The sequence below is a fragment of the Xanthomonas chitinilytica genome, from assembly GCF_026107455.2.
Taxonomy (GTDB): domain Bacteria; phylum Pseudomonadota; class Gammaproteobacteria; order Xanthomonadales; family Xanthomonadaceae; genus Stenotrophomonas; species Stenotrophomonas chitinilytica.
Map to the genome: position 1 here is coordinate 26,395 of NZ_JAPCHY010000003.1, position 26,733 is coordinate 53,127.

Consider the following 26,733-nt stretch of genomic DNA (forward strand, 5'->3'; position numbering starts at 1 on the left):
CGCCGCCCCGCACGGGCGTTGCCGGCCGTTACCCGATCCGGGGCCGGCGTGGCGCCCATCCACCCAGCCTGGAGTGCCCATGGACCGCCTGCCTTCCCTCTATGTTTCCCACGGTTCGCCGATGACCGCATTGCAGCCGGGCCTGACCGGCGAGCGGTTGGCGGCCCTGGCGCAGGCGCTGCCGCGCCCGCGCGCGATCGTGGTGGCCTCGGCGCACTGGCTGGCGCAGCGGCCGACGGTGGGCGCGGCGGCGCGGCCGGAAACCATCCACGACTTCGGCGGCTTCCCCGAGGTGCTGTACCGGCTGCAGTACCCGGCGCCGGGGGCGCCGGCGCTGGCCGCGCAGGTCGCCGCGCTGCTGGCGCAGGCCGGCCTGCCGGCGGCGATCGACCCGCAGCGCGGGCTCGACCATGGCGCCTGGGTACCGCTGCGGCTGTTGTATCCGCAGGCCGACATCCCGGTGCTGCAGCTGTCGGTCCAGCCGGCGCTCGGCCCGGCGCACCAGTTCGCACTGGGCCGCGCGCTGGCGCCGCTGCGCGGGAGCGGCGTGCTGCTGCTCGGCTCGGGCAGCATCACCCACAACCTGCACGACTGGCGCAACTACCAGCAGGGCAAGGAAGCGCCCTACGTGCGTCCGTTCATCGAGTGGATCGAGCAGCGGCTGGCCGCCGACGACATCGCCGCGCTGCTGGACTACCGTGCCCGCGCGCCGTTCGCCGTGCAGGCCCATCCCAGCGACGAGCACCTGCTGCCGCTGTTCTTCGCCATGGGCGCGGCCGGCGGCGACGCGCTGGCCGCGCAGCGCATCGATGCCGGCATCGACATGGGTTTCCTGGCGATGGACATCTACCGCTTCGACGGCGGCCGGCCGGCGTGAGCGGTCCGGCGCCGGCACAGGGTCGGCATGGACGTGGATCGTCGTTGCGATCGGCCGGGTGTGTGCTAGCTTTTTCCGGTCCTCCTATTTCCCGGGGCGGCGCCCGCGGGTAACGCGCCGGCGTCTTCCCGATCCGGCATGCATACGATCGAAGTCGTCCTGGCGATGCTGGTGGCCGTGGTCGCCAGCGGTTATCTGGTAAGAATCCTGCCGTTCTCGTTGCCGCTGCCGCTGGTGCAGATCGGCCTGGGCGCGGTGATCGCCGGCGTGTTCAAGCGCGGTCATGCGCTGGACCCGGACGTGTTCTTCCTGCTGTTCCTGCCGCCGCTGCTGTTCCTCGACGGCTGGCGCATCCCCAAGCAGGGCCTGTTCCGCGACAAGGGCACGATCCTGGAACTGGCGTTCGGGCTGGTGCTGTTCACCGTGATCGGCGCCGGCTTCCTGATCCACTGGATGATCCCGGCGATGCCGCTGGCGGTGGCGTTCGCGCTGGCCGCGATCATCTCGCCGACCGATCCGGTGGCGGTGAGCGCCATCGCCGCGCGCGCGCCGATCCCCAAGCGGCTGATGCACATCCTGGAAGGCGAATCGCTGCTCAACGACGCCTCCGGCCTGGTCTGCTTCCGCTTCGCCGTGGCGGCGGTGATGACCGGCACGTTCTCGCTGGCCTCGGCCTCGCTGACCTTCCTCTGGGTCGCGGTGGCCGGGCTGGGGATCGGCGTGGCGGTGACGCTGGGCGTGTCCACCTTCCAGCGCTGGCTGTGGCACCGCTTCGGCGAGGAGCCGGGCGCAGCGCTGCTGGTGAACCTGCTGATCCCGTTCGCCGCCTACCTGCTGGCCGAAGAATTCAACGCCTCCGGGATCCTGGCGGCGGTGGCGGCCGGCATCTCGATGAGCTACGTGGAGCTGACCGGCCGCGTCAGCGGCAGCATGCGGGTGCAGCGCACGGCGGTGTGGAACACGGTGCAGTTCGCCTTCAACGGCATCATGTTCGTGCTGCTGGGCGAACAGCTGCCCGGGATCGTCGAGCGCGCGATCCACAGCATGGACGAGACCGGCCACCACAGCCCCTGGTGGCTGCTGGTGTACATGCTGGCGATCAACCTGGGGCTGGTGCTGCTGCGGCTGGCGTGGGTGTGGCTGTCGCTGCGCTGGAACGTGTTCAAGGCGCGCTGGAACGGACGGACCCATGCCGGCACCCCGTGGCGGGTGATGCTGGCCACTTCGGTGGCCGGCGTGCGCGGCGCGATCACCCTGGCCGGCGTGCTGACGCTGCCGCTGCTGCTGCCCGGCGGCGAGCCGTTCCCGGCCCGCGACCTGGTGATCTTCCTGGCCGCGGGGGTGATCCTGTTCTCGCTGGTCGGCGCCAGCCTGCTGCTGCCGCGGCTGCTGCGCGGGCTGGAGCTGCCGCACGACGACAGCGAGCGCCGCGAGGAGGACCTGGCGCGCAAGGCCTCTTCGCGCGCGGCGCTGGCGGCGGTGGAGCGGGCGCGCCAGGAGCTGGTGCAGAACCAGCCCACCGGCACCGTGCAGCTGTTCAACGACGCCGCGGCGCGGGTCAGCCTGCTGTACCAGCGCAACCTGGAAATGGGCGAGGACCCGGACGCCGACCCCGAACAGGTGCGGCGCATGCAGCAGGGCTACCGCCAGCTGCGCATGGCCGGGCTCACCGCCGAGCGCGAGGAACTGTTCCGGCTGGCCCGCCGCGGGCGCATCTCCGACGAGCTGTCGCGGCGGCTGATCCGCAACCTGGACCTGCTCGAATCGCGCCAGCGCGACTGAGGACCGCTCCATCCCGCCGGGTCAGGCGTCCGCGCGGGCGTGAAGACGCGGCGCTTGCCGCGCTCCACGCCGGGCGCCGGCCGGTCTTCGCCGGTGCCGGGCCACGGCTCCGGTTCCGCGCGTGGCGGCCGATGTCCCGGTGGCGGGATAGTGTTTCCGCGCCTGCCCGGTTTGCAGCCGCGGCCGGGGGCACTAGGCTGTGCAGCCTGCGGCGCGACTGCGCCCCTTCGCGGAATCCTGCATGCCACCGATCATTTCCATCCGCGGCCTGGGCAAGACCTACGCCGGCGGCTTCCAGGCGCTCAAGCAGGTCGACCTGGAGATCCACCGCGGCGAGATCTTCGCCCTGCTCGGCCCCAACGGCGCCGGCAAGACCACGCTGATCAGCATCGTCTGCGGGCTGGTCAACCCCAGCCGCGGCACCGTGCTGGCCGACGGCCACGACATCGTCCGCGACTACCGCGCCGCGCGCGGCCTGATCGGGCTGGTGCCGCAGGAATTGGCCACCGACGCGTTCGAGACGGTATGGGCCACCGTGCGCTTCAGCCGCGGCCTGTTCGGCCGGCCGCGCGACGACGCCCACCTGGAACGGGTGCTGCGCGAGCTGTCGCTGTGGGACAAGCGCGACAGCAAGATCTCCACCCTGTCCGGCGGCATGAAGCGGCGCGTGCTGATCGCCAAGGCGCTGGCGCACGAGCCGCGCATCCTGTTCCTGGACGAACCCACCGCCGGGGTCGACGTCGAGCTGCGCCACGACATGTGGCAGATGGTGCGGCGCCTGCGCGAGCAGGGCGTGACCATCATCCTGACCACCCACTACATCGAGGAGGCCGAGGAAATGGCCGATCGCGTCGGCGTCATCAACCATGGCGAGCTGGTGCTGGTGGAGGACAAGCACACGCTGATGCGCAAGCTCGGCAAGAAGCAGCTGTCGCTGACCCTGCAGCAACCGCTGCCGGCGCTGCCGCACGGCCTGTCCGCGCTGCCGCTGGAGCTGGTCGACGACGGCGGCACGCTGGTCTACACCTTCGACGCGCAGGCCGAGGAGACCGGCATCGCCGCGCTGCTGCGGCAGCTGGGCGAGCACGGCATCGACTACAAGGACCTGCACACCCGCGAAAGCTCGCTGGAGGACATCTTCGTCAGCCTGGTGCACGACGCCCGGCGGGAGGCACGCGCATGAACCTGCATGCCGTCGCCGCGATCTACCGTTTCGAGATGGCCCGCACCTTCCGCACCCTGATGCAGTCGATCGCCTCGCCGGTGCTGTCGACCTCGCTGTACTTCGTGGTGTTCGGCGCGGCCATCGGCTCGCGCATGGGCGACATCGACGGGGTCAGCTACGGCGCGTTCATCATCCCCGGCCTGATCATGCTGTCGCTGCTCAACGAGAGCATCTCCAACGCCTCGTTCGGCATCTACATGCCGCGCTGGTCGGGCACCATCTACGAGGTGCTGTCCGCGCCGGTGTCCTGGTGGGAGATCGTGCTCGGCTACGTCGGCGCGGCCGCCACCAAGTCGGTGCTGCTGGGGCTGCTGATCCTGCTCACCGCGCGCGTGTTCGTGCCCTACGAGATCGCCCACCCGCTGTGGATGGGCGGCTTCCTGGTGCTGACCGCGGTCACCTTCAGCCTGTTCGGCTTCATCATCGGGGTATGGGCCGACGGCTTCGAGAAGCTGCAGGTGATCCCGCTGATGATCGTCACCCCGCTCACCTTCCTCGGCGGCAGCTTCTATTCGATCGGCATGCTGCCGCCGCTGTGGCAGAAGATCACCCTGTTCAACCCGGTGGTGTACCTGGTCAGCGGCTTCCGCTGGAGCTTCTACGGCAAGGCCGACGTGCACATCGCGGTGAGTACCGGCATGACCCTGGCGTTCCTGGCCGTGTGCCTACTGGTGGTGTGGCTGATCTTCCGCAGCGGCTACCGGCTCAAGGCCTGAGGCCCGCGGGCGATGGCCATGGACGGCCCGGGGCGTTGCCCGGGGCCATCGCCGGCACCGCGTGGTGCCGGCCGCCGGATCACTTCTTTTCCAGGTCCAGGAAGTAGGGCACCACTTCGCCCTTGACCTTGATCGTCATCGGGTTGCCGCGGCGGTCGCGCGCCTTGCCGGCCTGCACCCGGATCCAGCCTTCGCTGACCGAGTATTCCTCGACGTTGTCGCGCTCGATGCCGTTGAAACGGACGCCGACGCCGCGTTCCAGCGCGGCGGCATCGTGGAACGGGCTCTGCGGGTTGATCGCCAGGTGATCGGGAGGGGTATCGCTCATGTTTCCGCTTCTGCTGGCGGCCACCGCGGCCGCCTTCCGCCGGCAAGGATAAACCGGCGCGGCCGGCGTGCCGAGGCGCGCGCTTCCGTCGCGGTCGCCGCGGCGTCAGAATGCGCGCCTGCCCAACCGGACCGCCGCCATGCCCGACAACAGCGCCGACTACGAGGAATTCGAGGACCTGCCGCCGGAGTTCGACGTCGACGACCATCCGGCGCGGGTATGGAACCTGCTGCTGCTGATCAACCCCGGCGACGAGGAGAGCGCGCTGCGCCAGTTCGACGCCTGGCGCGAGGTGGTGGGCGAGGCCGGCGGCGAGGGCGACGACCGCTGGTTGTGGGCGCTGAAGGACGCCATCGACTGGCAGGCCGGCTTCCACGTCCCCGGCGACGATGCCGAGGCGCTGGTCTCGGCGATCGACGAGCTGGCCGCGCGCTGGAACCTGCGCATCGACTGGGGCGGCGACCTGGACGACGAGGACTTCGCCGACCACGTCGACGTGCCGGTGCTGCTGGCCACCGCCTACGACCGCCTGCGCGAGCACGGCTATTCGCTGTGGACCTGGGATACCGGCGACGACACCCGCGCCGGCTGGATCGCACTCAGCCGCGACGACGAGGCGATGCTGGCGCTGTCCTCGCTGCTGGAAGTGGAAGTGCGCCCGGGCAGCGATCCGTTCTGAGGCCGGATTCGCGGGTTGTTCCGACCGTCGTCCCGGCGTAGGCGGGAGGGGCTTCACAACAGCGTAAAGCGTTGGTCACCCAGTGACGTTCGTGCCGGCGCGGGCATGGTCCATAAGGCTTCGTCCGGTATCGCGCGGGCAAGTCCCTGGATCCCCGCCGGCGCGGGGGGCGATTCGAGTTCGTGAGGCTTTCCTGCCAGTCCCGGGACGACCTGTGCTTCGTCTGCCATGGGGCCATTCCTGGCTGTGCGCGAATCACGGCAGGACTTCGCCAACTCTCCCGGCCGTCGTCCCCCGCGCAGGCGGGGACGACGATGGGAGTTTGTGAGGGCTTCCGCCAGTCCTTGGATGACCGGCACTCTTGCACAGTCGTGAAGTCGCTCTCGCCTGCGCGGAAACCACAAGGCGCGGCGGCCGGCAGCCTTCAGTTCGCCGGCCGGTACTGCGCGCGGGCGTTGGCGATCACCGCCTTGAGCAGGGCGCGGTCGCTGTGGCGCGAGATCGGCCGCGTGCCCAGGGCGATGGCGCGTTCGCGCAGCGACGCCGGCACGTCGTAGTGGGCGCCGCTGGGACGGTTCTGGAACGCGCGGCGGGACATGCCGAGCTGCGCCGCCATCGCGTGCAGCTCGTCCAGGGTGTCGGCCATCAGGTGCGCCCAGCGCTCGCCGCGCCAGGGATGCACCGCATCGTCGATGTAGACCGTCACCTGCGGCTCCGGCGCTCAGGCCTGCGGCTTGTCGTCGTCGGCGGCCGGGGTGTCGCCGGCTTCGGTTGCGGCCGGGGCGCCCGCTTCGGTCGCCTCGGCGGCTTCGCCGCTGTCGTCGTCCTCGCCCTCCACGCTCTCGAACTCGGCCACCAGCGCGGCCAGGTACTCCTCGGCGGTCTTGCCTTCGTCGGCGGCGAGGTCGTCGATCATCTGCTGCAGCTGCGCCGAGTACTCCAGCGTGACCTTGCGGCCTTCCTGCTCCTGCACGTTGGCTAGGTGCTTGAGCATGGCCAGCATCGGCACCGGATTGTCGGCGTTGCCCATGGTCTGGCCGCCGATGGCCAACAGCCATTCGTGGCCCTGCAGGCCGATGGCGGCCACCACCTGGCCCTCCTCGTTCTGCAGCACGGCGTGGTTCTGCACCGGCTGCTGCGCGTTGAGGCGGGCGATCGGGCGCCTGGGCTGCTGTTTCTTGCGCTTGTCGCGCTTGGCCTTGGACTGCTTGGACATGGGGGAGGGAGCCTGCGAATGGATGGAAAGGCCGCCATTGTAGGCGGCCTCTCCGGCAGGCGTCCCGTCCGCCCGGCTGGCGGGGCGGTTCAGGGCGAGGCGGGACCGGCGCCGGGCGGTTCCACGATGGGCGGTGCCGGCATCGCGGTGTCGGCGTCCGGCAGCAGCGACGACAGCGCCAGGCGATGGTCGCTGTCGGCCAGCGCGGCCGCCTCGGCCTCGCGGGTCATCACCACGATGCTGATGCGGCGGTTGATCGGGTTCTGCGGGTCCTGCTTGTCGAACAGCACCGACGAGGACAGCCCGACCACGCGCGTGACCTTGTCCTCGGCCATGCCGCCGCCGATCAGGGCGCGGCGCGCGGCGTTGGCGCGGTCGGCGCTCAGTTCCCAGTTGCCGTAGCCGTTGCGGGTGTTGTACGCGGTGGTGTCGGTGTGGCCGGTGATGGAGATGCGGTTGGGCACCTGGTTGATGAACTGCGACAGCTCCACCAGGATCGCCTGCGTGTACGGCATCAGCGTGGCGCTGCCCATGTCGAACATCGGCCGGTTCTGCTTGTCCACGATCTGGATGCGCAGGCCCTCGGGCGTCAGGTCCAGCAGCAGCTGGTCCTTGAACGGCTCCAGCGCCTGGCTCTTGCTGATGGCTTCCTGCAGGTCCTGCATCAGCGCTTCGAGCTGGCGCTTTTCCTTCTGCTTCTCGTCGACCGCCTGCGGGATGGCCTGCTGCTGGTTCTGGAACGGATCGCTGCTGTTGCCGCGGGAAATGTCGGTGGCGCCGCCGAACTTGATCATCGAGGTGCTGGCGCCGCCCGGGCCGGCCATGCCCGGCGCCGGCGTGGCGCTGCTGCCGACCAGCGGGCTGGGATTGCGGAAATACTCGGAGATCGCCGCGCGATCGGGCGGGCTGGTGGTGGCCATCAGCCACAGCACCAGGAAGAACGCCATCATCGCGGTCACGAAGTCGGCATAGGCCACCTTCCACGAGCCGCCATGGTGGCCGCCGTGCTTGCCCTTCCTGACCCGGCGCACGATCACCGTGGGTTTGTTCTCGCTCATCGGCGCGGGCCTACTTGACCGACTTCAGGTGCTGTTCGAAATCGGTGAAGGCCGGGCGCAGCGACGAGGGCACCGTCTTGCGCGCGAACTCCAGCGCGATCTTCGGGTTGTAGCCGCGCAGGCAGGCCAGCAGCGCGGTCTTCACCGATTCGTAGATGCGGCTGTCCTGTTCGGCGCGCGCTTCCACCGCCGCCGCCATCGGCCCGACGAAACCGTAGCCCAGCAGGATGCCGAGGAAGGTGCCGACCAGCGCGCCGGCGACATGGGCGCCGACTTCCTTGATGTCTCCACCGATCGAACCCATGGTGATGACGATGCCCAGCACCGCGGCGACGATGCCGAAGCCGGGCAGGCCGTCGGCCACCTTGTTGAGCACCGCCGAGGAGGCCATCGCTTCCAGGTGGTGCTTCTCCAGCTCCAGCTCCAGCAGCGGCTCCAGCTCGTGCGGCTCGATGTTGCTGCCGATCATCAGCCGCAGGCAGTCGGTGATGAAGTCGACCAGGTGGTGGTCGGCCTGCACCTTCGGGTAGTTGGCGAAGATGGCGCTTTCGGCCGGCTTCTCGACGTGGTCTTCCAGCGCCATGAAGCCCTCGCGGCGGGCCTTGTTCAGCAGTTCGTAGAGCAGGCTGAGCACGTCCAGGTAGTCCTGCTTCTTGTAGCGCGGGCCGCGGAACACGCCGACCATGTCCGCCAGGGTCTGCTTCACCTGCCGCACCGGGGTGCCGACCAGGAACGCGCCCAGCGCCGCGCCGCCGATGATCACCAGTTCGTAGGGCTGCCACAGCGCCCCCAGTTTGCCGTGGGCGCCGACGTAGCCGCCGAGCACGCTGAGGATGACGACCAGAAAACCGATGAGGATGAGCATGGAGGCGGCGCAGGGGAGGGATATCCCGTTTTCGGCGCGCGCCGCCGTTTCTGAAGAACCCTGCGGAACTGGTTCACACTTTTCCGTGGGCGATGGGGCCGACGCCGACCGGGGGCAGTGGCGGCTCCCGGGCATCGGGGACGGTACGCGTACCCGGAGGTCGGGCCGGGCCAAGCCGGAACGGGTTCTCAGTCCGCCGGGAGCGCCTCGGCGCCGCCGCGTTGCAGCGGATCGGGCAGCGGCTCGCCGCGGGCGGCGAACGACAGCGACACCGAATTCAGGCAATGGCGTTCGCCGGTCGGCGGCGGGCCGTCGGGAAACACGTGGCCCAGGTGGCTGCCGCAGCGCGCGCAGACGATCTCGGTGCGGACCATACCGTGGCTGAGGTCGCGCACTTCGCGCACGTGCGCCGCGTCGTACGGGGCGAAGAAGCTGGGCCAGCCGGTGCCGGAGTCGAACTTGGCGTCGGAGCGGAACAGCGGCAGTCCGCACAGCCGGCAGCAGTAGACGCCGTCGAGCTTGTTGTCGAGGAACACGCCGCAGAACGGCGCCTCGGTGCCGTGCTGCAGCAGCACCCGGCGTTCGTCCGCATCCAGGCCGGCGATCAGCGCGTCGCGTTGCGGGGCGGTGGGCGGGGTGAGGTCGAAGGCGGTCATGGTCGGCTCGCGGCAGGGGAAGGGCGCGTCCTGGCGGCGCGCAACTGCCATGGTAGTGCGGCCGCGGCAGTCGCGGATCAAGGCCGCGCGCGCGACGCGGACGCTGCGTGGCGGCGGCCACCGGCATTCACCGCAATGACAGCCGTGCGGGCGCAAGCTCGCGGTTGTCGAGGCGAGGAGCATGCGCATGAAACGGACGATCAGGACCGGCTGCCTGCTGCTGGCATTGGCGCCGTTGCTGGCGCAGGCGCAGATCAAGCCGGCCGCACCGACCGCGACCGACAACGAAGCAATCCGCCAGCGGCTGAGCACGCACCCCATAGACAGCAAGGGCCCGGCGCAACCGGTGCCGCCGGCCAAGCCGGTGGCGCCAACGCGGGTCTACGACCGCAACGGCCGCGTGCTGCACGGCATGAAGCCGGCCGGCCCGAACCGGGTGATGGACACCCGCACCGGCCGCTACCACGACACCGTGCCCAGCGGCGACGGCCAGCGCATCGAGCGTTGAGCATGCCGCCGAGCCTGCGCAAGGATGCATCCCCAGGGCCCGGAACCGGGGGGCATCTGTCCCAATGGTCGCGACTGACGTCGCTCCTGCAGAAGCCGGCGCCATTGTGGGGGCGACGTCAGTCGCGAGCTTTTCGACACGACCGCGCGGCGTCTCCAGGGCAGAGAATCAGTCGGCGATCGGCAGGCAGAGGGTTTCCTTCACCTCTTCCATCACGATGTAGCTCTTGGACTCGCGCACGTGCGGCAGCGTCAGCAGCGTGCTGCCGAGCAGTTTGCGGTAGGAGGCCATCTCGCTGATGCGGGCCTTGATCAGGTAGTCGAAGTCGCCCGAGACCAGGTGGCACTCCAGCACGTTGGGCAGGCGCAGCGCGGCGCGGCGGAACTCCTCGAAGATGTCGCCGGACTTGTAGGCCAGCGAGATCTCCACGAACACCAGCAGGCTGGCCTTGAGGTACTGCGGGTCGAGCCGGGCGTAGTAGCCGGTGATCGCGCCGTCGCGTTCCAGCCGGCGCACGCGCTCGGTGCACGGGGTGGTGGACAGGCCCACCCGCTCGCCCAGTTCGGTGAAGGAAATGCGCCCCTCGGCCTGCAGGATGCGCAGGATCTTGCGGTCGATCTTGTCCAGTTCGCGGGGACGGGTGCTCATGGGTCTCTGCCGGCGGTCATGTTCTCGGGAAATTACCCTGAAATCATCACTAAAAACAGGGGAAACGACCAGTAATGCCTGACTATACTGCGCCGATTATGGTGCCTGCCGGCTTCCAGGCAGGGAATGATCGGGTCTGGAGATGGCGATGCGCGTTCTGGTGCTTGGTGGTGGAGTGATCGGCACGACCAGTGCCTGGTATCTGCGGCAGGCGGGGTTCGAGGTGACGGTGGTCGACCGCCAGCCGGGACCCGCGCTGGAAACCAGCTTCGCCAATGCCGGCCAGCTGTCGTTCGGCTACACCTCGCCGTGGGCGGCGCCGGGCGTTCCGCTCAAGGCGATCAAGTGGCTGTTCCAGGAACACGCGCCGCTGGCGATCCGGCCCACCTTCGACCTGAACCAGTACCGCTGGCTGTGGCAGATGCTGCGCAACTGCACCGCCGAGCGCTACGCGACCAACAAGGCGCGCATGGTGCGGCTGTCCGACTACAGCCGCGACTGCCTGAACGAACTGCGCGCGCAGACCGGCATCGCCTACGAGGGCCGCCAGCTCGGCACCACCCAGCTGTTCCGCACCCAGCAACAGCTCGACGCCGCCGCCCAGGACATCGAAGTGCTCAAGCAGTACGGCGTGCCCTACGAAGTGCTCGACCGTGCCGGCATCGTCCGCGCCGAGCCGGCGCTGGCCGGCGTGGCCGATACCCTGGTCGGCGCGCTGCGCCTGCCCGAGGACCAGACCGGCGACTGCCAGCTGTTCACCCGGCGGCTGGCGGCGATGGCGGCCGAGGCCGGCGTCGAGTTCCGCTACGACCAGGACATCCAGGCGCTGCAGGGCGACGGCAACCGCATCGCCGGCGTGCGCGTCAACGGCAGGCTGGAGACCGCCGACCACTACGTGGCCGCGCTGGGCAGCTACACCCCGCGGCTGGTGGCGCCGTTGGGGCTGCGCCTGCCGGTGTACCCGCTCAAGGGCTATTCGCTGACGCTGCCGATCACCGACGCGGCGATGGCGCCCACCTCCACCATCCTGGACGAGAGCTACAAGGTGGCGGTGACCCGCTTCGACGACCGCATCCGCGTCGGCGGCATGGCCGAGGTGGCCGGCTTCGACCTGTCGCTGTCGGAGCGGCGCCGGGCCACGCTGGAGAAGGTGGTGGGCGACCTGTACCCGCACGGCGGCGACCTGTCGCGCGCCGAGTTCTGGACCGGCCTGCGCCCGGCCACGCCCGACGGCACCCCGGTGGTCGGCGCCACGCCGTACCGCAACCTGTTCCTCAACACCGGGCATGGCACCCTGGGCTGGACCATGGCCTGCGGTTCGGGCCGCTACCTGGCCGACCTGATGAGCCTGCGCCAGCCGCAGATCAGCGGCGAGGGCCTGGACATTTCCCGTTATTCGCGCGGCGTGGCCGCGGCAAGCAAGGAGCCGGATTCGTGCGCCCAGCCCGTGCATTGATCGACCTGGACGCGTTGCGCCACAACTACCGCCTGGCCCGCGAGCTGGGCGGTGGCAAGGCGCTGGCGGTGGTCAAGGCCGATGCCTACGGCCACGGCGCGGTGGCCTGCGCGCGCGCGCTGCACGAGCAGGCCGACGGCTTCGCGGTGGCCTGCATCGAGGAGGCGCTGGAGCTGCGCCAGGCCGGCATCACCCGCCCGATCCTGCTGCTGGAGGGGTTCTTCGATGCCGCCGAGCTGCCGCTGATCGTCGAGCACGACCTGTGGTGCGCCATCGCTTCGCCCTGGCAGGTGGAGGCGGTGGCCGCGTTCGCCACCGACGCGGTGCTGCGGCTGTGGCTGAAGCTGGACAGCGGCATGCACCGCCTGGGGCTGTCGCCGGAGGAATTCCGCGCCGCGCATGCACGCCTGGGCGCGCTGGCGCACGTCGGCCCGTTGGTGCTGATGAGCCACCTGGCGCGCGCCGACGAACTGGACAGCGAACGCACCGAGGAGCAGGCCGCACTGTTCGCGCGCACCATCGACGGGCTGTCCGGCGAGACCAGCCTGTGCAACTCGCCGGCGCTGCTGGGCTGGCCGCAGGTGCGCAGCGACTGGGTGCGGCCGGGGCTGATGCTCTACGGTGCCGACCCGTTCCCGCAGGCCACCGAACTGGCGCAACGGCTGCGCCCGGTGATGACGCTGGAATCGAAGGTGATCGCGGTGCGCGAGATCGCCGCCGGCGAGCCGCTGGGCTACGGCGCCCGCTTCATCGCCCAGCGCCCGACCCGGGTGGGCGTGGTGGCGATGGGCTATGCCGACGGCTACCCGCAGTTCGCGCCCAACGGCACCCCGGTGTTGATCGACGGCCAACCGGGCAGCGTGATCGGGCGGGTATCGATGGACATGCTCACCGTGGACCTGACCGACCACCCGCAGGCCGGGCTGGGCAGCGTGGTGCAGCTGTGGGGCGACAGCCCGACCATCGCCGAGCTGGCGCCGCGCTGCGGCACCAGCGCCTACCGGCTGCCATGCGGCCTGAAGCGGGTGCCGCGGGTCTATCTCGACGCTTGACGGCGACCGGGAGCGACCGCGGATGGCCGCTGGCGCGGCGTCGGGGGTATCCATCCGCCGCGTCCGTTTCTACGCGGCCGGGGAGTTGCCATGGACGGGCAGCCGAAAGCTGCGGGCAAGCCTGATGCCGTCGTCCCCGCGCAGGCGGGAAAAGCTCCACGACAACGTACCTGGGCAGGCGGCCAGCAAGATCCGATGCGGCGATGCCTGGAGGCGTTCGATGCTTGCTGCCGCGGCAGCCAAGAAACGCAAGGCCACGGCGTAGAGCACGGTTGAGGGGGCACTGTCGCGCAGGCCGCCAGGAGAACAATGCGGCCGCCCGGGACCGCAGCCGCTGCGTTCGCTGCCGCGTAGGCGGCTTGGAGATATGACGGCGCAGGCCTCTTCTTGCTTCCGGGGGAGCGCCTATCGCCGGGTTGCCTTGTCGCCGGTCGGAAAGCTCGCCACTGACGTCGCTCCTGCAGGGGGGCTGTTGCAGGAGCGACGTCAGCCGCGAGCCGCTGCCGCGCAGGCAGCCGCGAGAACCGCGATGTGCAGGGCAGTGCCGGGTGACCGACCCGCTGCCGCCGGGCAGCGGCAGGGTCGTCGGTGCGCTCCTGCCGCCTTTGCCGCCTGGCGTTTCGCCGCGCTCACAGCCCCGCGGTGGGGCGTTCCTGGCGCAGTTCGCGGCGCAGCCAGTCGTCGAGCAGGCGCTTTTCGTAGCGCAGTGCATCCTGGTCGTTGCGCATGGTGCTGTTGAGCAGGAACCCGCTGTCCACCAGCTTGCGCTCGCCCTGGTCGATCACCTGGCCGTGGGCATCGCTGAGGGTGAACTGCAGGGTGATGCGCGGCGGGTAGATGTCGCGCATGAAGCGCACGTCGCTGAGGTTGGGACCGTGCCACGGCTCGTAGTCGCCGGCGCGCTTGATGTCGGTGATGGTCACGTCCAGCTGCTGCCCGGCCGGCAGCTGCCTGTCGGCGCTCTTGCGCAGGTGCTCGGCCAGCTGGCGTACCCAGTCGCCGCGCCGGGCCTCCCAGCGGTTGCTGCTCTGCCGCAGCTCGGTGAACTGTGCCGGGTCGGTCCACTGCACCTGCACCGGGCCGTCGCCGGCCAGTTCGCGCGGGGCATCGGGATCGGTCACGTTGCGGGGTTTGGCATCGACGGCACCTGCCGACAACAGGCCGGCCAGCGCCACTGCCAGCAGGGTTCGGGTCCAGGTTTTCATCGCAGACTCCGTTGGCGGGTGGACATCGGCAGTGTGGGGCCGATCGGCGGCCCGGACAATCGCTGCCGCGGCCAGCGCCGCCCCGGATTGCCGGACGGTTCATCAAGCCCGGCGGCGGCTTGACGCGGCGATGGCACGGTTTCCAAGATGATGGCCTGCCGCTTCCGGCCTGCCGCTTCCGGTGCTTCCATGCGCACAGTCGTCCACGACTCCGGCCCGCCGGACGCGCCGCCGCTCGAACTCGGCGGCGACCGGACCCGCTATCGCGAGGTGTTCGAGCGCATCGGCGCCGGTTTCTGCGTGATCGAGGTGCTGTTCGAGGGCGAACGGGCGGTGGACTACCGCTTCATCGAAGTGAACGAGGGCTTCGAGCGCAGTACCGGGCTGGTGAATGCGTGCGGCCAGCGCATGCGCACGCTGGCGCCGGACCATGAGGAGGACTGGTTCCGGTTGTACGGGCAGGTGGCGCGCGACGGCGCGCCGCTGCAGTTCGAGCGCGAGGCGCATTCGCTGGGGCGCTGGTTCTCGGTGGATGCGGTGCGCATCGGCGACCCGGCCGATCGCCAGGTGGCGATCCTGTTCATGGACATCACCCGGCGCAGGCAGGTGGAGACCCAGCTGGCCGAGAGCGAGGCGCGCTTCAGCGCGCTGGCCGACGGCCTGCCGATGCCGGTCTGGGTGCTGGACGCGGAAGGCCATGTGCGTTTCGTCAACAGCGCTTTCAGCGAGTTCTTCGGCGGCGAGGACCCGGCGCCCGGCGAGACCTGGTGGGGCGGGCTGCTGCATCCGGAGGACCGGGCGGCGTTCGCGTTCGAGCTGCAGGCCGCGCTGCAGAACCAGCGCAACCTGCATGCCCTGGTCAGGGCGCGCCGGCACGACGGCCAATGGCGCTGGCTGGAGATGAACGCGGTGCCGCGGCATTCGGCCGATGGCCGCTTCATCGGCCTGGCCGGCAACAGCCCGGACGTGACCGAGCGCCGCGAGATCGAGATGGCGCGCGAGCAGCTGCTGCAGTCCGAGCGGCTGGCGCGCAACGCCGCCGAGAGCACCGCGCGGCTGAAGGACGAGTTCCTGGCCACGCTGTCGCACGAGCTGCGCACGCCGCTGACCACCATCCTCGGCTGGAGCGAACTGCTGCTGCAGCGGGTGGAAGAGGACCATCCGCTGCACAAGGGGCTGACGGTGATCGCCGGCAGCGCGATGGCGCAGAAGCGGCTGATCTCGGACATGCTCGACCTGAGCAGCATGCTGCTGGGCAAGGTGCAGCTGGAGGTGGAGACGATCGACCTGGCCGAGCAGGTCCGCGATGCGCTGCGCGCGCAGGAGCCGATCGCCGAGGGCAAGGCGCAGTCGCTCACGCTGCGCTGCCCGCCGACGCCATGCCTGGTGCTGGGCGATGCCACCCGCTTGCAGCAGGTGTTCTGGAACCTGCTGTCCAATGCCATCAAGTTCACCCCGGCCGATGGTCGCGTCGAGGTCGAGCTGCGCGAGGACGAAGGCCATTTCATCGTCGACATCCGCGATTCGGGCGACGGCATCGCCCCGGAATTCCTCAAGCACCTGTTCGCGCGCTTCAGCCAGGCCGACGGCACCACCACCCGCCGCCACGGCGGCCTGGGACTGGGCTTGGCCATCGTGCAGCAACTGGTGGAACTGCACGGCGGCAGCGTGACCGCCGCCAGCGAGGGCGCCGGCCGTGGCTCCACCTTCACGGTGTGTCTGCCGCGCTACCAGCCGCAGGCCGCCGGCCGGCCGCGGCGCGAGGTGCTGCGCGGGCCGATCACCGAGCAGGTGGTGGAAGCCAACGCGCTCAAGGGGCTGCGACTGCTGGCAGTGGAGGACCAGCCCGACGTGCTCGAGTACCTGCGGCGGATGCTGCAGGAACAGGGCGCCGAGGTGGTGACCGCCGGCTCGGCCGGCGAGGCGCTGGAGTTGCTGGACAGCGAAGGCCAGCAGTATTTCGACGTGCTGGTCACCGACATCGGCATGCCCGGCATGGACGGCTATGGCCTGGTGCGGACCCTGCGCGAGAACCTCGGGGTGGAGCCGGCGGCGCTGCCGGCAGTGGCGGTGACCGCGCTGGCACGCGCCGACGACCGCCGCCGGGCACTGGCGGCCGGTTTCCAGGAGCACCTGGCCAAGCCCTACAGCGTGGCGCAACTGGTGGCCGCGGTACGCGGCGCGCTGTCCGGTCGCTGAGGGGCGCTGCGGGACAGGCCCGGGCCGGGTCCGGCCGATGCGTTGTTCTGCCGCCGGCGCACGCATGTGCCGCGGCGTCCGTGCTCCCGGCCCGGCGGCCGGGTACCGCTTGCGGCGGGCCATGTCGTGGGCGCTTGGCGCCGCCTTGCCGGGGTTTTCACGCCAGCGGCGCGAGGCTGGGATGCCGCCCAGGAGGTTCCCGATGGCCCGTTACGCACCGCATGTCTATTCCGACCAGCCACGGATCGCGGCGTTGGAAGCGCTCATCGCCCAGCTTCCGGACGAGGCCCGGGTGCAGCTGACGCTGGACGACGGCACCCGGGTGCTCGGCACCGTCTCGGTACGGCCGGCGCTGCAGTTGTTCTTCGACCACGACAACCGCCAGGGCATGAACGCGATGGTGCGGATCGACGACCTCGACCAGCCGGTGCAGCAGCACCGGATCTGGCTCGACCGCATCAGCGAGGTCCGTTCGCTGCCGCCGCTGGAACAGTGAGCGGGCGGCTGTCGCCGGCTCAGGACACGGCGGCCACCGTCGCGGCGGCGAAGCGCCGCGCGTAGCCGCGCTCGTCGGCGATCCGCTCGATCTCGGCGGCGGCCATTTCCGGCGCGGCATAGACCGCATAGGCGACGCTGCCGTCCTCGCGTTCGCCCAGCTGGTGCAGGCGGTAGCGCGGATGTCCGCTGCCGGTGTTCTCCGGGTAATGGGCCGGCGCGTGCGCCGTGTCCAGGTCCATCTCGCTGTTGTCGACCACGCCGCCTATGAACAGTGCCCGCATGGGGAATCTCCGGGTGAAGGGAGCCCTACCATGCGCGCGCCGATGTTCCCGGCGGATCAAGACGCTGTTGCACAAACGCAAACGTGGGCGGTGCCTGCGGATGTCGCCGCTAGAATGTGCGTCCTGTCCCGAAAGCGAACCGGCAATGCCCGCCCTGCACGATGCCCCCCTGGAAACCCTGTTCCTGCCGTTCTCCAGCGGTGCGCTGCGCTGGCCGCAAGGCCCGGTGCTGTTCCTGCGCGCGCGCGACGGCTGGCCGCTGCGCGAGCATGCGCAGGCGCAGCAGTTGCTCTGCGAGCAGAGTTTCCGGCCGTTCGCCGAGGCGCTGGAGCGCAGTGGCTGGAGCGTGCGCGACGAAGCGGCGATCGAGGCCGACGCCGGCCGTTATGCGCTGGTGCTGGTGCTGCCGCCGCGCCAGCGCGAGGAGGCGCGTGCCCTGTTCGCGCGCGCGCTGGCGCTGGCCGCACCCGGCGGCGTGGTACTGGCCTGCCAGTCGAACAACGAGGGCGCGCGTTCGGGCGAAAGCGACCTGCAGCAATTGGCCGGGCTGGGCGGCAAGCTGACCAAGAACCATTGCCGCGCCTACTGGACCGCGCCGCTGCAGGGCAACCACGACGAGGCGCTGCGCCGGCGCTGGGCCGCGCTGGACGCGCCGCGGCCGATCCTCGACGGTCGCTTCCACAGCCGTCCGGGCGTGTTCGCCTGGGACCGCATCGATCCCGCTTCGGCGCTGCTGGCGGAACAGCTGCCGGCCGACCTGGCCGGGCACGGCGCCGACCTCGGCGCCGGCTACGGCTATCTCTCGGCCGAGGTGCTGGCGCGTTGTCCCAAGGTCGTCGCGCTGGACCTGTACGAGGCCGAAGCGCGCGCGCTGGCGCTGGCCCGGCGCAACCTGGAGGCCAGCGGCAGCAGTGCGGCGCTGCGCTACCACTGGCATGACGTCACCGCCGGCATCGACGGCCGCTACGACTTCATCGTCAGCAATCCGCCGTTCCATACCCCCTCGCGCGCCGACCGCCCCGACATCGGCCAGCGCTTCATCGCCGTCGCCGCGCAGGCGCTGCGCCCCGGCGGGCGGCTGTGGCTGGTGGCCAACCGCCACCTGCCGTACGAGCAGATCCTCAACGACAGCTTCGGCGAGGTGCGGGTGGCGGCCGAGCGCGACGGTTTCAAGGTGATCGCCGCGACCCGCGGCCGCAGCGGTGGCCGCGCATGAAGCTGGTCAAGCACATCGCCAACCTCGGCTACGGCAGCCGCAAGCAGGTCACGCTGATGTTCCGCGAGGGGCGCATCACCGACATCGATGGCGAGGTGCTGTACGCCGACGACAAGGTGGCGCACGAGGCGATCCGCATCGACGGCGAGCCGCTGGACCCGCCGCCCGGGCTGACCCTGATGCTGCACAAGCCGGCCGGCTACACCTGCTCGACCAAGGACCAGGGCCGCCTGATCTACGACCTGCTGCCCTCGCGCTTCCGCGACCGCTCGCCGCTGCTGTCGCCGGTGGGGCGGCTGGACCGCGACACCAGCGGCCTGCTGCTGATGACCGACGACGGCGCCCTGCTGCACCGGATCGTGTCGCCGAAGTCGAAGCTGGACAAGGTCTACGACGCGGAGCTGGCGCAGGACCTGCGCGGCGACGAGGCGGCGGTGTTCGCCAGCGGCGGGCTGATGCTGGAATCGGAGGACAAGCCGCTGCTGCCGGCCGAGCTGGAGGCGACGGCGCCGCGCCGCGCGCGCCTGACCCTGCACGAAGGCCGCTACCACCAGGTGCGGCGAATGTTCGCCGCGGTCGGCAACCACGTGCAGGCGCTGCACCGCAGCCGCATCGGCGGGCTGGCGCTCGGCGACCTGCCGGAGGGGCAGTGGCGGCAACTGGACGCGGCCGACCTGGCGCAGCTGTTCGGCGGCGCCGCGTGAACCCGCCCGTCGCATTGCCGTTCCGCCCGGAGGCGGTGATCTTCGACATGGACGGGCTGATGCTGGACAGCGAGCGCGCGCTGCTGGGCTGCCTGGCGCAGGCCGGCGCCGAGGCCGGCCACGAACTGCCCGAGCCGTTCCTGCTGTCGCTGATCGGCTCCAGCGACGCGGTCACCCGCCAGGCCATCGCCGGCCGTGTCGGCGTCGCGGCGGTCGATGCCCTGCTGCAGCGCTCCTATGCGCGCTACGACGAGGTGGTCGCCGCCGGCGTGCCGCACCGGCCCGGCATCGTCGAGCTGCTGGACACGCTGGTCGCCCATGGCGTGCCGCGCGCGGTGGCGACCTCCACCCGGCGCCCGCTGGCCCTGCGCAAGCTCGAGGCCGCCGGCCTGCTGCGCTGCTTCGAGCAGGTGGCCACCAGCAGCGACGTCGCCCACCCCAAGCCGGCGCCGGACGTGTACCTGCTGGCCGCGCAGCGGCTGGGCGTGGACCCGGCGCGCTGCCTGGCGCTGGAGGATTCGCCCACCGGCGTGCGCGCCGCGCTGGCCGCCGGCATGACCGTGATCCAGGTACCGGACCTGCTGCTGCCGGACGAGACGGTGCGTGCGCTGGGCCACCGTATCGCCGCCTCGCTGCACGAAGTGCGGCAGTGGCTGCTGCCGTGGCTGCCGACGAGGGCGGCAGCCCTGTAGGAGCGACGTCAGTCGCGACAGGGGCCTCGCCGGGAAAGCCCGGTCGCGACCGACGTCGCTCCTACAGTCAGGGGTGCGTCGATCGACCCGCCGCCGCGTCTGCGCAGCGGGCAGGGTCGGGCCACGGCACCGTCGATTCGCTGTGCGAGGTGCGGGCAATGGGCGGTCGCCATGGCTGCCCGGGAAGGCATGGAGGGGAGTGCAGGAGCGACGTCAGTCGCGACCGGGCCTCGCCGGGAAAGCCCGGTCGCGACTGACGTCGCTCCTACGGTTGTTCGCGCGCGCCGGCCAGCAGCTGGTTCCAGCCGTCCAAGCCCAGCCGGTCCAGCGTCTGCACGTTGCGCTCGACGATCACGTCGGGGTCGGGGAACGCCGCCACCGCGCGTTCCACGCTGTCCTCGCGCAGCAGGTGCAGGGTCGGGTAGGGCGAGCGGTTGGTGCAGTTGGAAACGTCGTCCGGCGCCGCGCCGGCGAACTGGTAGTCCGGGTGGAAGCTGGCCACCTGCAGGATGCCCTGCAGGTCCAGCGCCTCGACCGCGGCGTCGGCGTTGTCGAGGAAGTCGTTGTAGTCCAGGAAGTCGGCGAGCACGTCCGGGTGCACGATCAGGGTGGTGTCGATCTGCTCGGCCGGGGTGTCGCGCAGCAGCAGCAGCTCCTCGGCCAGCTGCTCCAGCAGCGCCTCGGGGGTGCTGGCGTCGCTGAGCACCAGCCGCACCTGGTCCTTGACGTACACCGCCTTGGCGAACGGGCACAGGTTGAGCCCGATCACCGCGCGCTCGATCCAGCGCCGGGTCGCGGCGAGCGGATCGATGGCCTCGGCCCGCGGATCAGTCACGGAAGTTGTCGAATTGCAGCGGCAGCTCGAAATCGGCCTTCTTCAGCAGCGCGATCACTTCCTGCAGGTCGTCGCGCTTCTTGCCGGTCACGCGCAGCTTGTCGCCGTTGATCTGGGTCTCGACCTTGATCTTGGCTTCCTTGATCTTCGCGGCGATCTGCTTGGCGATCTTCTGCTCGATGCCCTGCTTGACCGTGACCTTCTGCCGCGCGCCGGCCAGGTTGGTCTCCACCTCGCCGAACTCCAGGCAGCGCACGTCGATGCCGCGCGCGGTCAGGCGCTGGCGCAGGATGTCGGTCATCTGCTTGAGCTGGAAGTCGCTGGGCGCGGACTGGTTGATGACCTGGTCGTCCTGTTCGAAGCGGGCGTCCACGCCCTTGAAATCGAAGCGGGTGGACAGCTCGCGGTTGGCCTGGTCGATGGCGTTGGTGAGTTCGTGCTTGTCGACTTCGGAGACGACGTCGAAGGAGGGCATGGGGAAACTCCTGGCAAAAAAGCGGCGTCCATTCTAGGCCATTGCCGCCGGAACGCCGCGCTCAGGGCGTATCCGGCCACTGCGCGTGCAGCAGGTTGGAAACCGCGAAGCAGGCCGGCGCGTCCCGGTTGGACAGCACGATCACGGTCTCGCCGGTGGCCGGATAGGTACGCACGTCGCTGCAGATGCCGTCGGCGCTGCCGCCGTGGCCCCAGCGGAAGTCGCGTTCGGGCACGCCCTCGCCGTAGCCGGTGGCGAAGAAGCCCAGGCCCATGAACTCGTGTTGCGGGGCGATCGCCTGCGCGAACAGCTCCGGCGGCAGCAGCCGGCCGCCGCGCAGCGCCTCGACGAAGCGCAGCAGATCGCGCGCGCTGCCCACCTGGCCGCCGGCGGCGAAGCCGCGTGCCGGCAGCGTGGCGCAGTTTCGCACGCGCCCGCCGTCCACCTCGACGTAGCCGATGGCCAGGTCCGGCGCCGGGTCGTCGCAGTCGACGAAGCCGGTGCGGGTCATCCCGGCCGGTTCCAGCACGCGTTCGCGCACGTAGCGTTCGAAGTCCTGCCCGGACAGCACTTCCACCATCCGTCCGAGCACGACATAACCGTAGTTGCCGTATTTCTGCTGCGAGCCGGGCGTGAATTCCGGCGCGCGACCGCCGTGCAGCGCGACCATGTCGGCCAGCGTGCGCAGGCGCGCGCGTTCGGCGGCATGTTCGGCGCCGAACAGTTCGTCGATGTCGCCGGCGCCGGCGGTATGGATCAGCAGCTGGCGCACGGTCACGGTGTCGGCGAAGGTGCGGTCGGGGTAGTCCTCCAGCACCTCGCCCACGGTGCTGTCCAGCGTGATGCGGCCGGCGGCCACCTGCTGCAGCACTGCGGTACTGGCGAACATCTTGCCGGCCGAGGCCAGGTTGAGGCGGTCGTCCACCGACAGCGCCGCCTCGGCATTCTCGTCGCGCCGGCCATAGGCCTTCTCGAACAGCACCTCGCCGTCGCGCGCGACCAGCACCACGCCGGAGAACTGCCCGGCCGCCTCCATGCCGAGGGCGAAGCCGTCCAGGCGCGCCAGGGCGACGGCATCGGGCGGCGGCGAGGCCGGGCGCAACCAGGGCGAGCAGCAGGCCCGCCAGCGGTCGTCCCCGCCGGGACGCGGAGGGGCGGAGGCCAGGGCCGTGCGGATGCGTTCGCTTCATCGTCCGGACTCGGGTGGAATCCGCCGAGCATATAGCCCGGCGGCGGCCCCGGGCACGGCCGCGCGGCGAGGGCGGCGGGCGATAATGGGGCATGTCGAATTCCCGTTCCCCCCTGGCCGCGGTGGCCTGGATGCTCGCCGCCGTCGCCTTCTTCTCGTTGATGGATGCCGGCATGAAGCTGTTGTCGGCGCATTACCCGCCGCTGCAGGTCACCGTGCTGCGCGGCGCCGCCTCGCTGCCGTTCGTGCTGGTGTGGGTGCTGGCGACCGCCGGCCCACGCTCGCTGCTGCCGGTGCGCTGGGGCCTGCACCTGCTGCGCGGCGTGCTCGGTGTGGTGATGATCGCCTGCTTCGTGTTCGCGCTGCGCTCGCTGCCGCTGTCCACCGCCTACACCATCTACTTCGTCGCGCCGTTGCTGGTGGCGGCGCTGTCGGTGCCGCTGCTGGGCGAACACGTGGGGCCGCGGCGCTGGGTGGCCATCGGCATCGGCCTGGTCGGGGTGCTGGTGGTGCTGCGCCCGGGCGTGGACGGGCTGATCTCGATCCCGGGACTGATGGTGCTGCTGGCGGCCACCGCCTATGCGGTGGCCGCGGTCACCGTGAGCCTGTTGACCCGTACCGACACCTCGCAGTCGATGGTGGTCTGGTTCCTGGTGATCCTCGCCGCCGGCGCGGCGCTGCTGGCCTGGCCGCAGTGGCAGCCGCTGCAGTGGCGGCACGGCGGGCTGATCGCGGGCATGGGCCTGGCCGGGGCGCTGGGACAGATCGCGCTGACCCGGGCGTTCCAGCTCGGCCAGGCGTCGCTGATCGCGCCGCTGGAGTACACCGGGCTGGTGTGGGTGATCGGCTGGGACCTGCTGCTGTGGGGCGTGCTGCCGGACCGCATGACCTGGATCGGCGCGGCCATCATCGTCGCCAGCGGCCTGTACCTGCTGCACCGCGAGCGGGTGGTGCGGGCGCGCCGGACGGTCCCGGTGGACCACCCCTGAACCCTCGGTGGGGCTTGCTTAGAACCAAAAGGAATATGATTCTGCCTGGCGACACGGGCGTGCACCGGGCCGGCGCTGCTAGGCTTCACGCCCCCTTTGCTTGCTTCCCCCCGGCACCCGCGCAGTGATCGAGTTCCAGCGTCTGCACAAGTCCTATTCCGTGGAAGGCCGCGCCATCGTCGCGCTGCATCCGCTCGACCTGACGATCGAGGCCGGCGAGGTATTCGGCATCATCGGCCACTCCGGCGCCGGCAAGTCCACGCTGATCCGGCTGATCAACCGGCTGGAGGAACCCAGCGGCGGACGCCTGCTGATCGACGGCCAGGACGCCACCGCACTGGACGCCGACGGCCTGCGCGCGCTGCGGCGCCGGATCGGCATGATCTTCCAGCACTTCAACCTGTTGTCCTCGCGCACCGTGGCCGGCAACGTCGCCTTCCCGCTGGAGCTGGCCGGCACTCCGCGCGCGAAGATCGACGCGCGGGTGGCCGAACTGCTGCGCACCGTCGGCCTGGAGGCGCATGCCAACAAGTACCCGGCGCAGCTGTCCGGCGGCCAGAAGCAGCGCGTGGGCATCGCCCGCGCGCTGGCGACCGAGCCCAAGATCCTGCTGTGCGACGAGGCCACCAGCGCGCTCGATCCGCAGACCACCGCCTCGGTGCTGGCGTTGCTGGGCAGGATCAACCGCGAGCTGGGCCTGACCATCGTGCTGATCACCCACGAGATGGACGTGATCCGCCGCGTCTGCGACCGGGTGGCGGTGCTCGACGCCGGCCAGCTGGTCGAAAGCGGCGAGGTGACCCGGGTGTTCCTGCATCCGCAACACCCGACCACGCGCCGCTTCGTGTCCGAATCCGAGCACGTGGACGAGGGCGAGCTGCACCGGGACTTCGCCTCGGTGGGCGGCCGCATCGTGCGCCTGACCTTCCTCGGCGCCGATACCTACGAACCGCTGCTGGGTCGCATCGCGCGGCAGACCGGGGTGGACTACAACATCCTGTCCGGCCGCATCGACCGCATCAAGGACACGCCCTACGGACAGCTGACCGTCTCGCTGGTCGGCGGCGACCAGGATGCCGCCCAGGCCGGCTTTGCCGAAGCCGGCGTGCACGTGGAGGAACTGCGCCGATGAACCTCGCCACTGCGGGCGGTTTCTTCCGCCACCTGGATGCCGACAAGTGGGTCGACATCGGCAAAGCGAGCGTTGAAACGCTGCTGATGATGGCCGGCTCGCTGCCGCTGAGCCTGGCCATCGGCCTGCCGCTGGGCGTGCTGCTGTACCTGTTCGGCGCACCGCAGATGAAGCGCCGGCCGTTCGCCTACGGCGCGCTCGCGCTGGTGGTGAACCTGTTGCGCTCGGTGCCCTTCATCATCCTGATGGTGGTGCTGATCCCGGTGTCGCTGTGGCTGGTGGGTTCGTCGGTCGGCGTGCTCGGCACGTTGCCCGCACTGGTGATCGGTGCGGCACCGTTCTACGCGCGCCTGGTCGAGACCGCGCTGCGTGAAGTGGATCGTGGCGTGGTCGAGGCGGCGCAGTCGATGGGCGCCACCACCTGGCAGCTGGTGACCCGGGTGCTGCTGCCCGAAGCCCGGCCGGGCCTGATCGCCGCAGCCACCGTCACCACCGTTGCGCTGGTCGGCTTCACCGCGATGGGCGGGGCGATCGGTTCCGGCGGTCTGGGTGACCTGGCACTGCGCGAAGGCTACCAGCGCAACCGTACCGACGTGGCCCTGGTCACCGTGCTGCTGCTACTGGTGCTGGTGCAGCTGCTGCAGATGCTGGGCGACCGCCTGGTGACGCACTACACTCGCCGTTGAGCACCCGCTTTCGTAGAGCCGGGCTTGCCCGGCTGGGGACTTCCCGGCAAGGTCCCGTGCGGGGCGAGCCCCGCACCTGCGCGCATCCTCTCCCCCTCATCGCACTGGAATCCCGATGAAGACTTCCCTGTTCCGCCCGCTGCTCGCCGCTGCCGCCGTGCTGGTGCTGTCGGCCTGCGGCAAGCCGGCCGCCGACGATTCGAAGCTGGTGGTCGCCGCCACCGCGGTGCCGCACGCCGAGATCCTGCAGGTGGTCAAGCCGCTGCTGGCGAAGGACGGCCTCACCCTGGACGTGCGCGTGTTCAACGACTACGTGCAGCCCAACGACCAGCTGGTGCAGAAGCAGGTGGACGTGAACTACTTCCAGACCGAGCCGTACCTGGATGCCTACAACCGCGACCGCAAGACCAGCCTGGTCACCGTGGTCGGCGTGCACATCGAGCCGTTCGGCGCCTACTCGCGCCGCGCCGCCTCGCTGGAGGCGCTGCCCGACGGCGCCCACGTGGTCATTCCCAACGATCCGAGCAACAACAGCCGCGCGCTGATCCTGCTGCACCACGCCGGGCTCATCACCCTCAAGGACCCGGGCAACGCGCTGTCCACCCAGCGCGACATCGTCGCCAACCCGAAGCAGCTCAAGTTCCGCGAGCTGGACTCGGCGATGCTGCCGCGCGTGCTCGACCAGGTGGACCTGGCGCTGATCAACACCAACTACGCGCTCGACGCCGGCCTCAACCCGACCCGCGATGCGCTGGCGATCGAGAGCAGCGATTCGCCCTACGTGAACTTCCTGGTCAGCCGCACCGACAACAAGGACGACGCGCGCGTGCAGAAGCTGGCCGCGGCGCTGACCGGACCGGAAGTGAAGGCCTTCATCGAACAGAAGTACGAGGGCTCGGTGCTGCCGGCGTTCTGAGCGGAAACCGCGGCGATGCCGCTGCTGCTCGCGCTGCCGCTGGCGATCCTGGTCTTCGTGGCGCTGATGGTGCTGCTGTTGCCGCTGTCGCTGTGGCAGCGCTTGCGCAGCGGCAGCGCACGCCGCCAGGCGCGGCCATGGGCGGTGCGCCTGAACCTGTGGGCGACGCTGCTCTCGTGCGCGCTGTTCGCGGCGTTCGTGGGCGTGGCCAGCCTGTGGTGGCCCGGCGTGTGGTGGCAGGCCGCGCTCGGCGGCCTGGCCGGCGCGCTGCTCGGGGCGGCGGGCAGCGCCCTGACCCGTTTCGAGCCGACCCCCGGCCCGCTGTTCTACACCCCCAACCCGTGGCTGGCGCTGGCCCTGACGTTGCTGGTGCTGGTGCGGCTGGGCGCCGGCCTGGTGCAGGGTTGGCGGGCGTCGGTCGGCGGCGGGGCGTGGCCGGCCGAAGGCTGGATGAGCCACGGCAGCCTGCTGGCCGCCGCCGCGTTGCTGCTCGGCTATGCCGTCGCCTACGCCTGGTTGCTGCAGCGGCGCCTGCGCCGCCACCGGCGCTATCGCGGCTACGACCGCACGCCGCGCTGAGCGGCGGCCGTTCCTCGCACGAACCCGCAGGACGTTCCCGGCGTCGTACCGCCATGGTGCGGTTTCGTCGT

General features: G+C 70.6%; 30 protein-coding genes. 18 read left to right on the forward strand and 12 right to left on the reverse strand.

Features of this window, described 5'->3' with window-relative positions:
• Positions 1-79: 79 nt before the first annotated feature.
• From OK345_RS04025 to OK345_RS04040, 4 genes are all read left to right on the forward strand, one after another.
• Positions 80-877, forward strand: a complete 798-nt coding sequence (locus tag OK345_RS04025) for a DODA-type extradiol aromatic ring-opening family dioxygenase (protein ID WP_265126637.1) — start codon at positions 80-82, stop codon at positions 875-877.
• Positions 878-1,015: 138 nt separating this feature from the next.
• Complete coding sequence (locus OK345_RS04030; protein ID WP_265126638.1) at positions 1,016-2,659, forward strand: Na+/H+ antiporter; 1,644 nt, start codon at positions 1,016-1,018, stop codon at positions 2,657-2,659.
• 241 nt (positions 2,660-2,900) lie between these two features.
• Positions 2,901-3,842, forward strand: coding sequence for an ABC transporter ATP-binding protein (locus tag OK345_RS04035; RefSeq protein WP_265126639.1), 942 nt, complete (start codon positions 2,901-2,903; stop codon positions 3,840-3,842).
• Entirely contained in the window at positions 3,839-4,600 is a 762-nt protein-coding gene (locus OK345_RS04040; protein WP_265126640.1) for an ABC transporter permease, read from the forward strand. Before OK345_RS04035 ends, OK345_RS04040 begins: the two co-directional genes overlap by 4 nt.
• A gap of 79 nt (positions 4,601-4,679) precedes the next feature.
• Here OK345_RS04040 and OK345_RS04045 read toward each other — a convergent pair whose 3' ends face one another.
• Positions 4,680-4,928 (reverse strand): DUF3297 family protein, encoded by a 249-nt coding sequence (locus OK345_RS04045; protein ID WP_265126641.1) that lies wholly within the window; start codon positions 4,926-4,928, stop codon positions 4,680-4,682.
• A gap of 139 nt (positions 4,929-5,067) precedes the next feature.
• On the opposite strand from OK345_RS04045, the gene OK345_RS04050 reads away from it, so the two are divergent.
• Positions 5,068-5,607: a DUF6630 family protein gene (locus tag OK345_RS04050; RefSeq protein ID WP_265126642.1), complete on the forward strand. Its 540-nt coding sequence runs from the start codon at positions 5,068-5,070 to the stop codon at positions 5,605-5,607.
• Between the two features lie 424 nt (positions 5,608-6,031).
• On the opposite strand, the gene OK345_RS04055 is transcribed toward OK345_RS04050, so the two are convergent.
• The 5 genes from OK345_RS04055 to msrB form a co-directional block, all read right to left on the reverse strand.
• A complete protein-coding gene (locus tag OK345_RS04055) occupies positions 6,032-6,313 on the reverse strand; it encodes a DUF4031 domain-containing protein (protein ID WP_265126643.1) in 282 nt (93 codons plus the stop codon).
• Between the two features lie 15 nt (positions 6,314-6,328).
• Positions 6,329-6,823: a hypothetical protein gene (locus OK345_RS04060; protein WP_265126644.1), complete on the reverse strand. Its 495-nt coding sequence runs from the start codon at positions 6,821-6,823 to the stop codon at positions 6,329-6,331.
• An 89-nt stretch (positions 6,824-6,912) separates the two neighbouring features.
• On the reverse strand, positions 6,913-7,881 hold the full coding sequence (motB, locus tag OK345_RS04065) for a flagellar motor protein MotB (protein ID WP_265126645.1): 969 nt from the start codon (positions 7,879-7,881) through the stop codon (positions 6,913-6,915).
• Positions 7,882-7,891: 10 nt separating this feature from the next.
• Positions 7,892-8,746 carry a flagellar motor stator protein MotA gene (gene motA / locus OK345_RS04070; RefSeq protein WP_265126646.1) on the reverse strand — a complete coding sequence of 285 codons (855 nt, stop codon included), beginning with the start codon at positions 8,744-8,746 and terminating at the stop codon, positions 7,892-7,894.
• A gap of 188 nt (positions 8,747-8,934) precedes the next feature.
• Positions 8,935-9,402 (reverse strand): peptide-methionine (R)-S-oxide reductase MsrB, encoded by a 468-nt coding sequence (gene msrB, locus OK345_RS04075; protein ID WP_265126647.1) that lies wholly within the window; start codon positions 9,400-9,402, stop codon positions 8,935-8,937.
• Between the two features lie 187 nt (positions 9,403-9,589).
• Here msrB and OK345_RS04080 point away from each other — a divergent pair, with 187 nt between their 5' ends.
• Entirely contained in the window at positions 9,590-9,910 is a 321-nt protein-coding gene (locus OK345_RS04080; RefSeq protein ID WP_265126648.1) for a classical arabinogalactan protein 4, read from the forward strand.
• A 168-nt stretch (positions 9,911-10,078) separates the two neighbouring features.
• Here the strand turns inward: OK345_RS04080 and OK345_RS04085 are convergent, their stop codons facing one another.
• Positions 10,079-10,558 carry an Lrp/AsnC ligand binding domain-containing protein gene (locus OK345_RS04085; RefSeq protein WP_265126649.1) on the reverse strand — a complete coding sequence of 160 codons (480 nt, stop codon included), beginning with the start codon at positions 10,556-10,558 and terminating at the stop codon, positions 10,079-10,081.
• A gap of 148 nt (positions 10,559-10,706) precedes the next feature.
• On the opposite strand from OK345_RS04085, the gene OK345_RS04090 reads away from it, so the two are divergent.
• On the forward strand, positions 10,707-12,014 hold the full coding sequence (locus tag OK345_RS04090) for a D-amino acid dehydrogenase (RefSeq protein ID WP_265126650.1): 1,308 nt from the start codon (positions 10,707-10,709) through the stop codon (positions 12,012-12,014).
• Positions 11,993-13,066, forward strand: a complete 1,074-nt coding sequence (gene alr, locus OK345_RS04095; RefSeq protein ID WP_265126651.1) for an alanine racemase — start codon at positions 11,993-11,995, stop codon at positions 13,064-13,066. The genes OK345_RS04090 and alr overlap by 22 nt, the downstream gene beginning before the upstream one ends.
• 629 nt (positions 13,067-13,695) lie before the next feature.
• Here alr and OK345_RS04100 read toward each other — a convergent pair.
• On the reverse strand, positions 13,696-14,271 hold the full coding sequence (locus tag OK345_RS04100) for a DUF3016 domain-containing protein (RefSeq protein ID WP_265126652.1): 576 nt from the start codon (positions 14,269-14,271) through the stop codon (positions 13,696-13,698).
• A 189-nt stretch (positions 14,272-14,460) separates the two neighbouring features.
• Here OK345_RS04100 and OK345_RS04105 point away from each other — a divergent pair, with 189 nt between their 5' ends.
• The gene (locus OK345_RS04105) at positions 14,461-16,470 is read left to right on the forward strand and encodes a hybrid sensor histidine kinase/response regulator (protein WP_265126653.1); all 2,010 of its coding nucleotides are present in this window, start codon (positions 14,461-14,463) and stop codon (positions 16,468-16,470) included.
• Positions 16,471-16,672: 202 nt separating this feature from the next.
• Positions 16,673-16,966, forward strand: a complete 294-nt coding sequence (locus OK345_RS04110) for a DUF3247 family protein (RefSeq protein ID WP_265126654.1) — start codon at positions 16,673-16,675, stop codon at positions 16,964-16,966.
• Between the two features lie 19 nt (positions 16,967-16,985).
• Here the strand turns inward: OK345_RS04110 and OK345_RS04115 are convergent, their stop codons facing one another.
• Positions 16,986-17,249 carry a hypothetical protein gene (locus OK345_RS04115; RefSeq protein ID WP_265126655.1) on the reverse strand — a complete coding sequence of 88 codons (264 nt, stop codon included), beginning with the start codon at positions 17,247-17,249 and terminating at the stop codon, positions 16,986-16,988.
• Between the two features lie 145 nt (positions 17,250-17,394).
• Here OK345_RS04115 and OK345_RS04120 point away from each other — a divergent pair, with 145 nt between their 5' ends.
• Genes OK345_RS04120 through OK345_RS04130 form a run of 3 tightly spaced genes read left to right on the forward strand, consistent with a single transcriptional unit; the run spans position 17,395 to position 19,861 of the window.
• Positions 17,395-18,465: a class I SAM-dependent methyltransferase gene (locus OK345_RS04120; RefSeq protein WP_265126656.1), complete on the forward strand. Its 1,071-nt coding sequence runs from the start codon at positions 17,395-17,397 to the stop codon at positions 18,463-18,465.
• A complete protein-coding gene (locus OK345_RS04125) occupies positions 18,462-19,169 on the forward strand; it encodes a pseudouridine synthase (RefSeq protein ID WP_265126657.1) in 708 nt (235 codons plus the stop codon). Before OK345_RS04120 ends, OK345_RS04125 begins: the two co-directional genes overlap by 4 nt.
• Entirely contained in the window at positions 19,166-19,861 is a 696-nt protein-coding gene (locus OK345_RS04130; protein WP_265126658.1) for an HAD family hydrolase, read from the forward strand. Before OK345_RS04125 ends, OK345_RS04130 begins: the two co-directional genes overlap by 4 nt.
• Positions 19,862-20,126: 265 nt before the next feature.
• Here OK345_RS04130 and OK345_RS04135 read toward each other — a convergent pair whose 3' ends face one another.
• From OK345_RS04135 to OK345_RS04145, 3 genes are all read right to left on the reverse strand, one after another.
• Positions 20,127-20,696, reverse strand: a complete 570-nt coding sequence (locus OK345_RS04135) for a DUF1415 domain-containing protein (RefSeq protein WP_265126659.1) — start codon at positions 20,694-20,696, stop codon at positions 20,127-20,129.
• Positions 20,689-21,171 carry a YajQ family cyclic di-GMP-binding protein gene (locus tag OK345_RS04140; protein WP_265126660.1) on the reverse strand — a complete coding sequence of 161 codons (483 nt, stop codon included), beginning with the start codon at positions 21,169-21,171 and terminating at the stop codon, positions 20,689-20,691. Before OK345_RS04140 ends, OK345_RS04135 begins: the two co-directional genes overlap by 8 nt.
• Positions 21,172-21,232: 61 nt before the next feature.
• Positions 21,233-22,273 (reverse strand): serine hydrolase domain-containing protein, encoded by a 1,041-nt coding sequence (locus OK345_RS04145; protein WP_265126661.1) that lies wholly within the window; start codon positions 22,271-22,273, stop codon positions 21,233-21,235.
• 179 nt (positions 22,274-22,452) lie between these two features.
• Here OK345_RS04145 and OK345_RS04150 point away from each other — a divergent pair, with 179 nt between their 5' ends.
• From OK345_RS04150 to OK345_RS04170, 5 genes are all read left to right on the forward strand, one after another.
• Complete coding sequence (locus tag OK345_RS04150) at positions 22,453-23,349, forward strand: DMT family transporter (protein WP_265126662.1); 897 nt, start codon at positions 22,453-22,455, stop codon at positions 23,347-23,349.
• A 124-nt stretch (positions 23,350-23,473) separates the two neighbouring features.
• Positions 23,474-24,481 carry a methionine ABC transporter ATP-binding protein gene (locus OK345_RS04155; protein WP_265126663.1) on the forward strand — a complete coding sequence of 336 codons (1,008 nt, stop codon included), beginning with the start codon at positions 23,474-23,476 and terminating at the stop codon, positions 24,479-24,481.
• Positions 24,478-25,167 (forward strand): methionine ABC transporter permease, encoded by a 690-nt coding sequence (locus tag OK345_RS04160; RefSeq protein ID WP_265126664.1) that lies wholly within the window; start codon positions 24,478-24,480, stop codon positions 25,165-25,167. Before OK345_RS04155 ends, OK345_RS04160 begins: the two co-directional genes overlap by 4 nt.
• A 115-nt stretch (positions 25,168-25,282) precedes the next feature.
• Positions 25,283-26,083, forward strand: coding sequence for a MetQ/NlpA family ABC transporter substrate-binding protein (locus OK345_RS04165; protein ID WP_265126665.1), 801 nt, complete (start codon positions 25,283-25,285; stop codon positions 26,081-26,083).
• 15 nt (positions 26,084-26,098) lie between these two features.
• Positions 26,099-26,662 (forward strand): CcdC protein domain-containing protein, encoded by a 564-nt coding sequence (locus OK345_RS04170; protein ID WP_265126666.1) that lies wholly within the window; start codon positions 26,099-26,101, stop codon positions 26,660-26,662.
• The last annotated feature ends 71 nt before the right edge of the window (positions 26,663-26,733 follow it).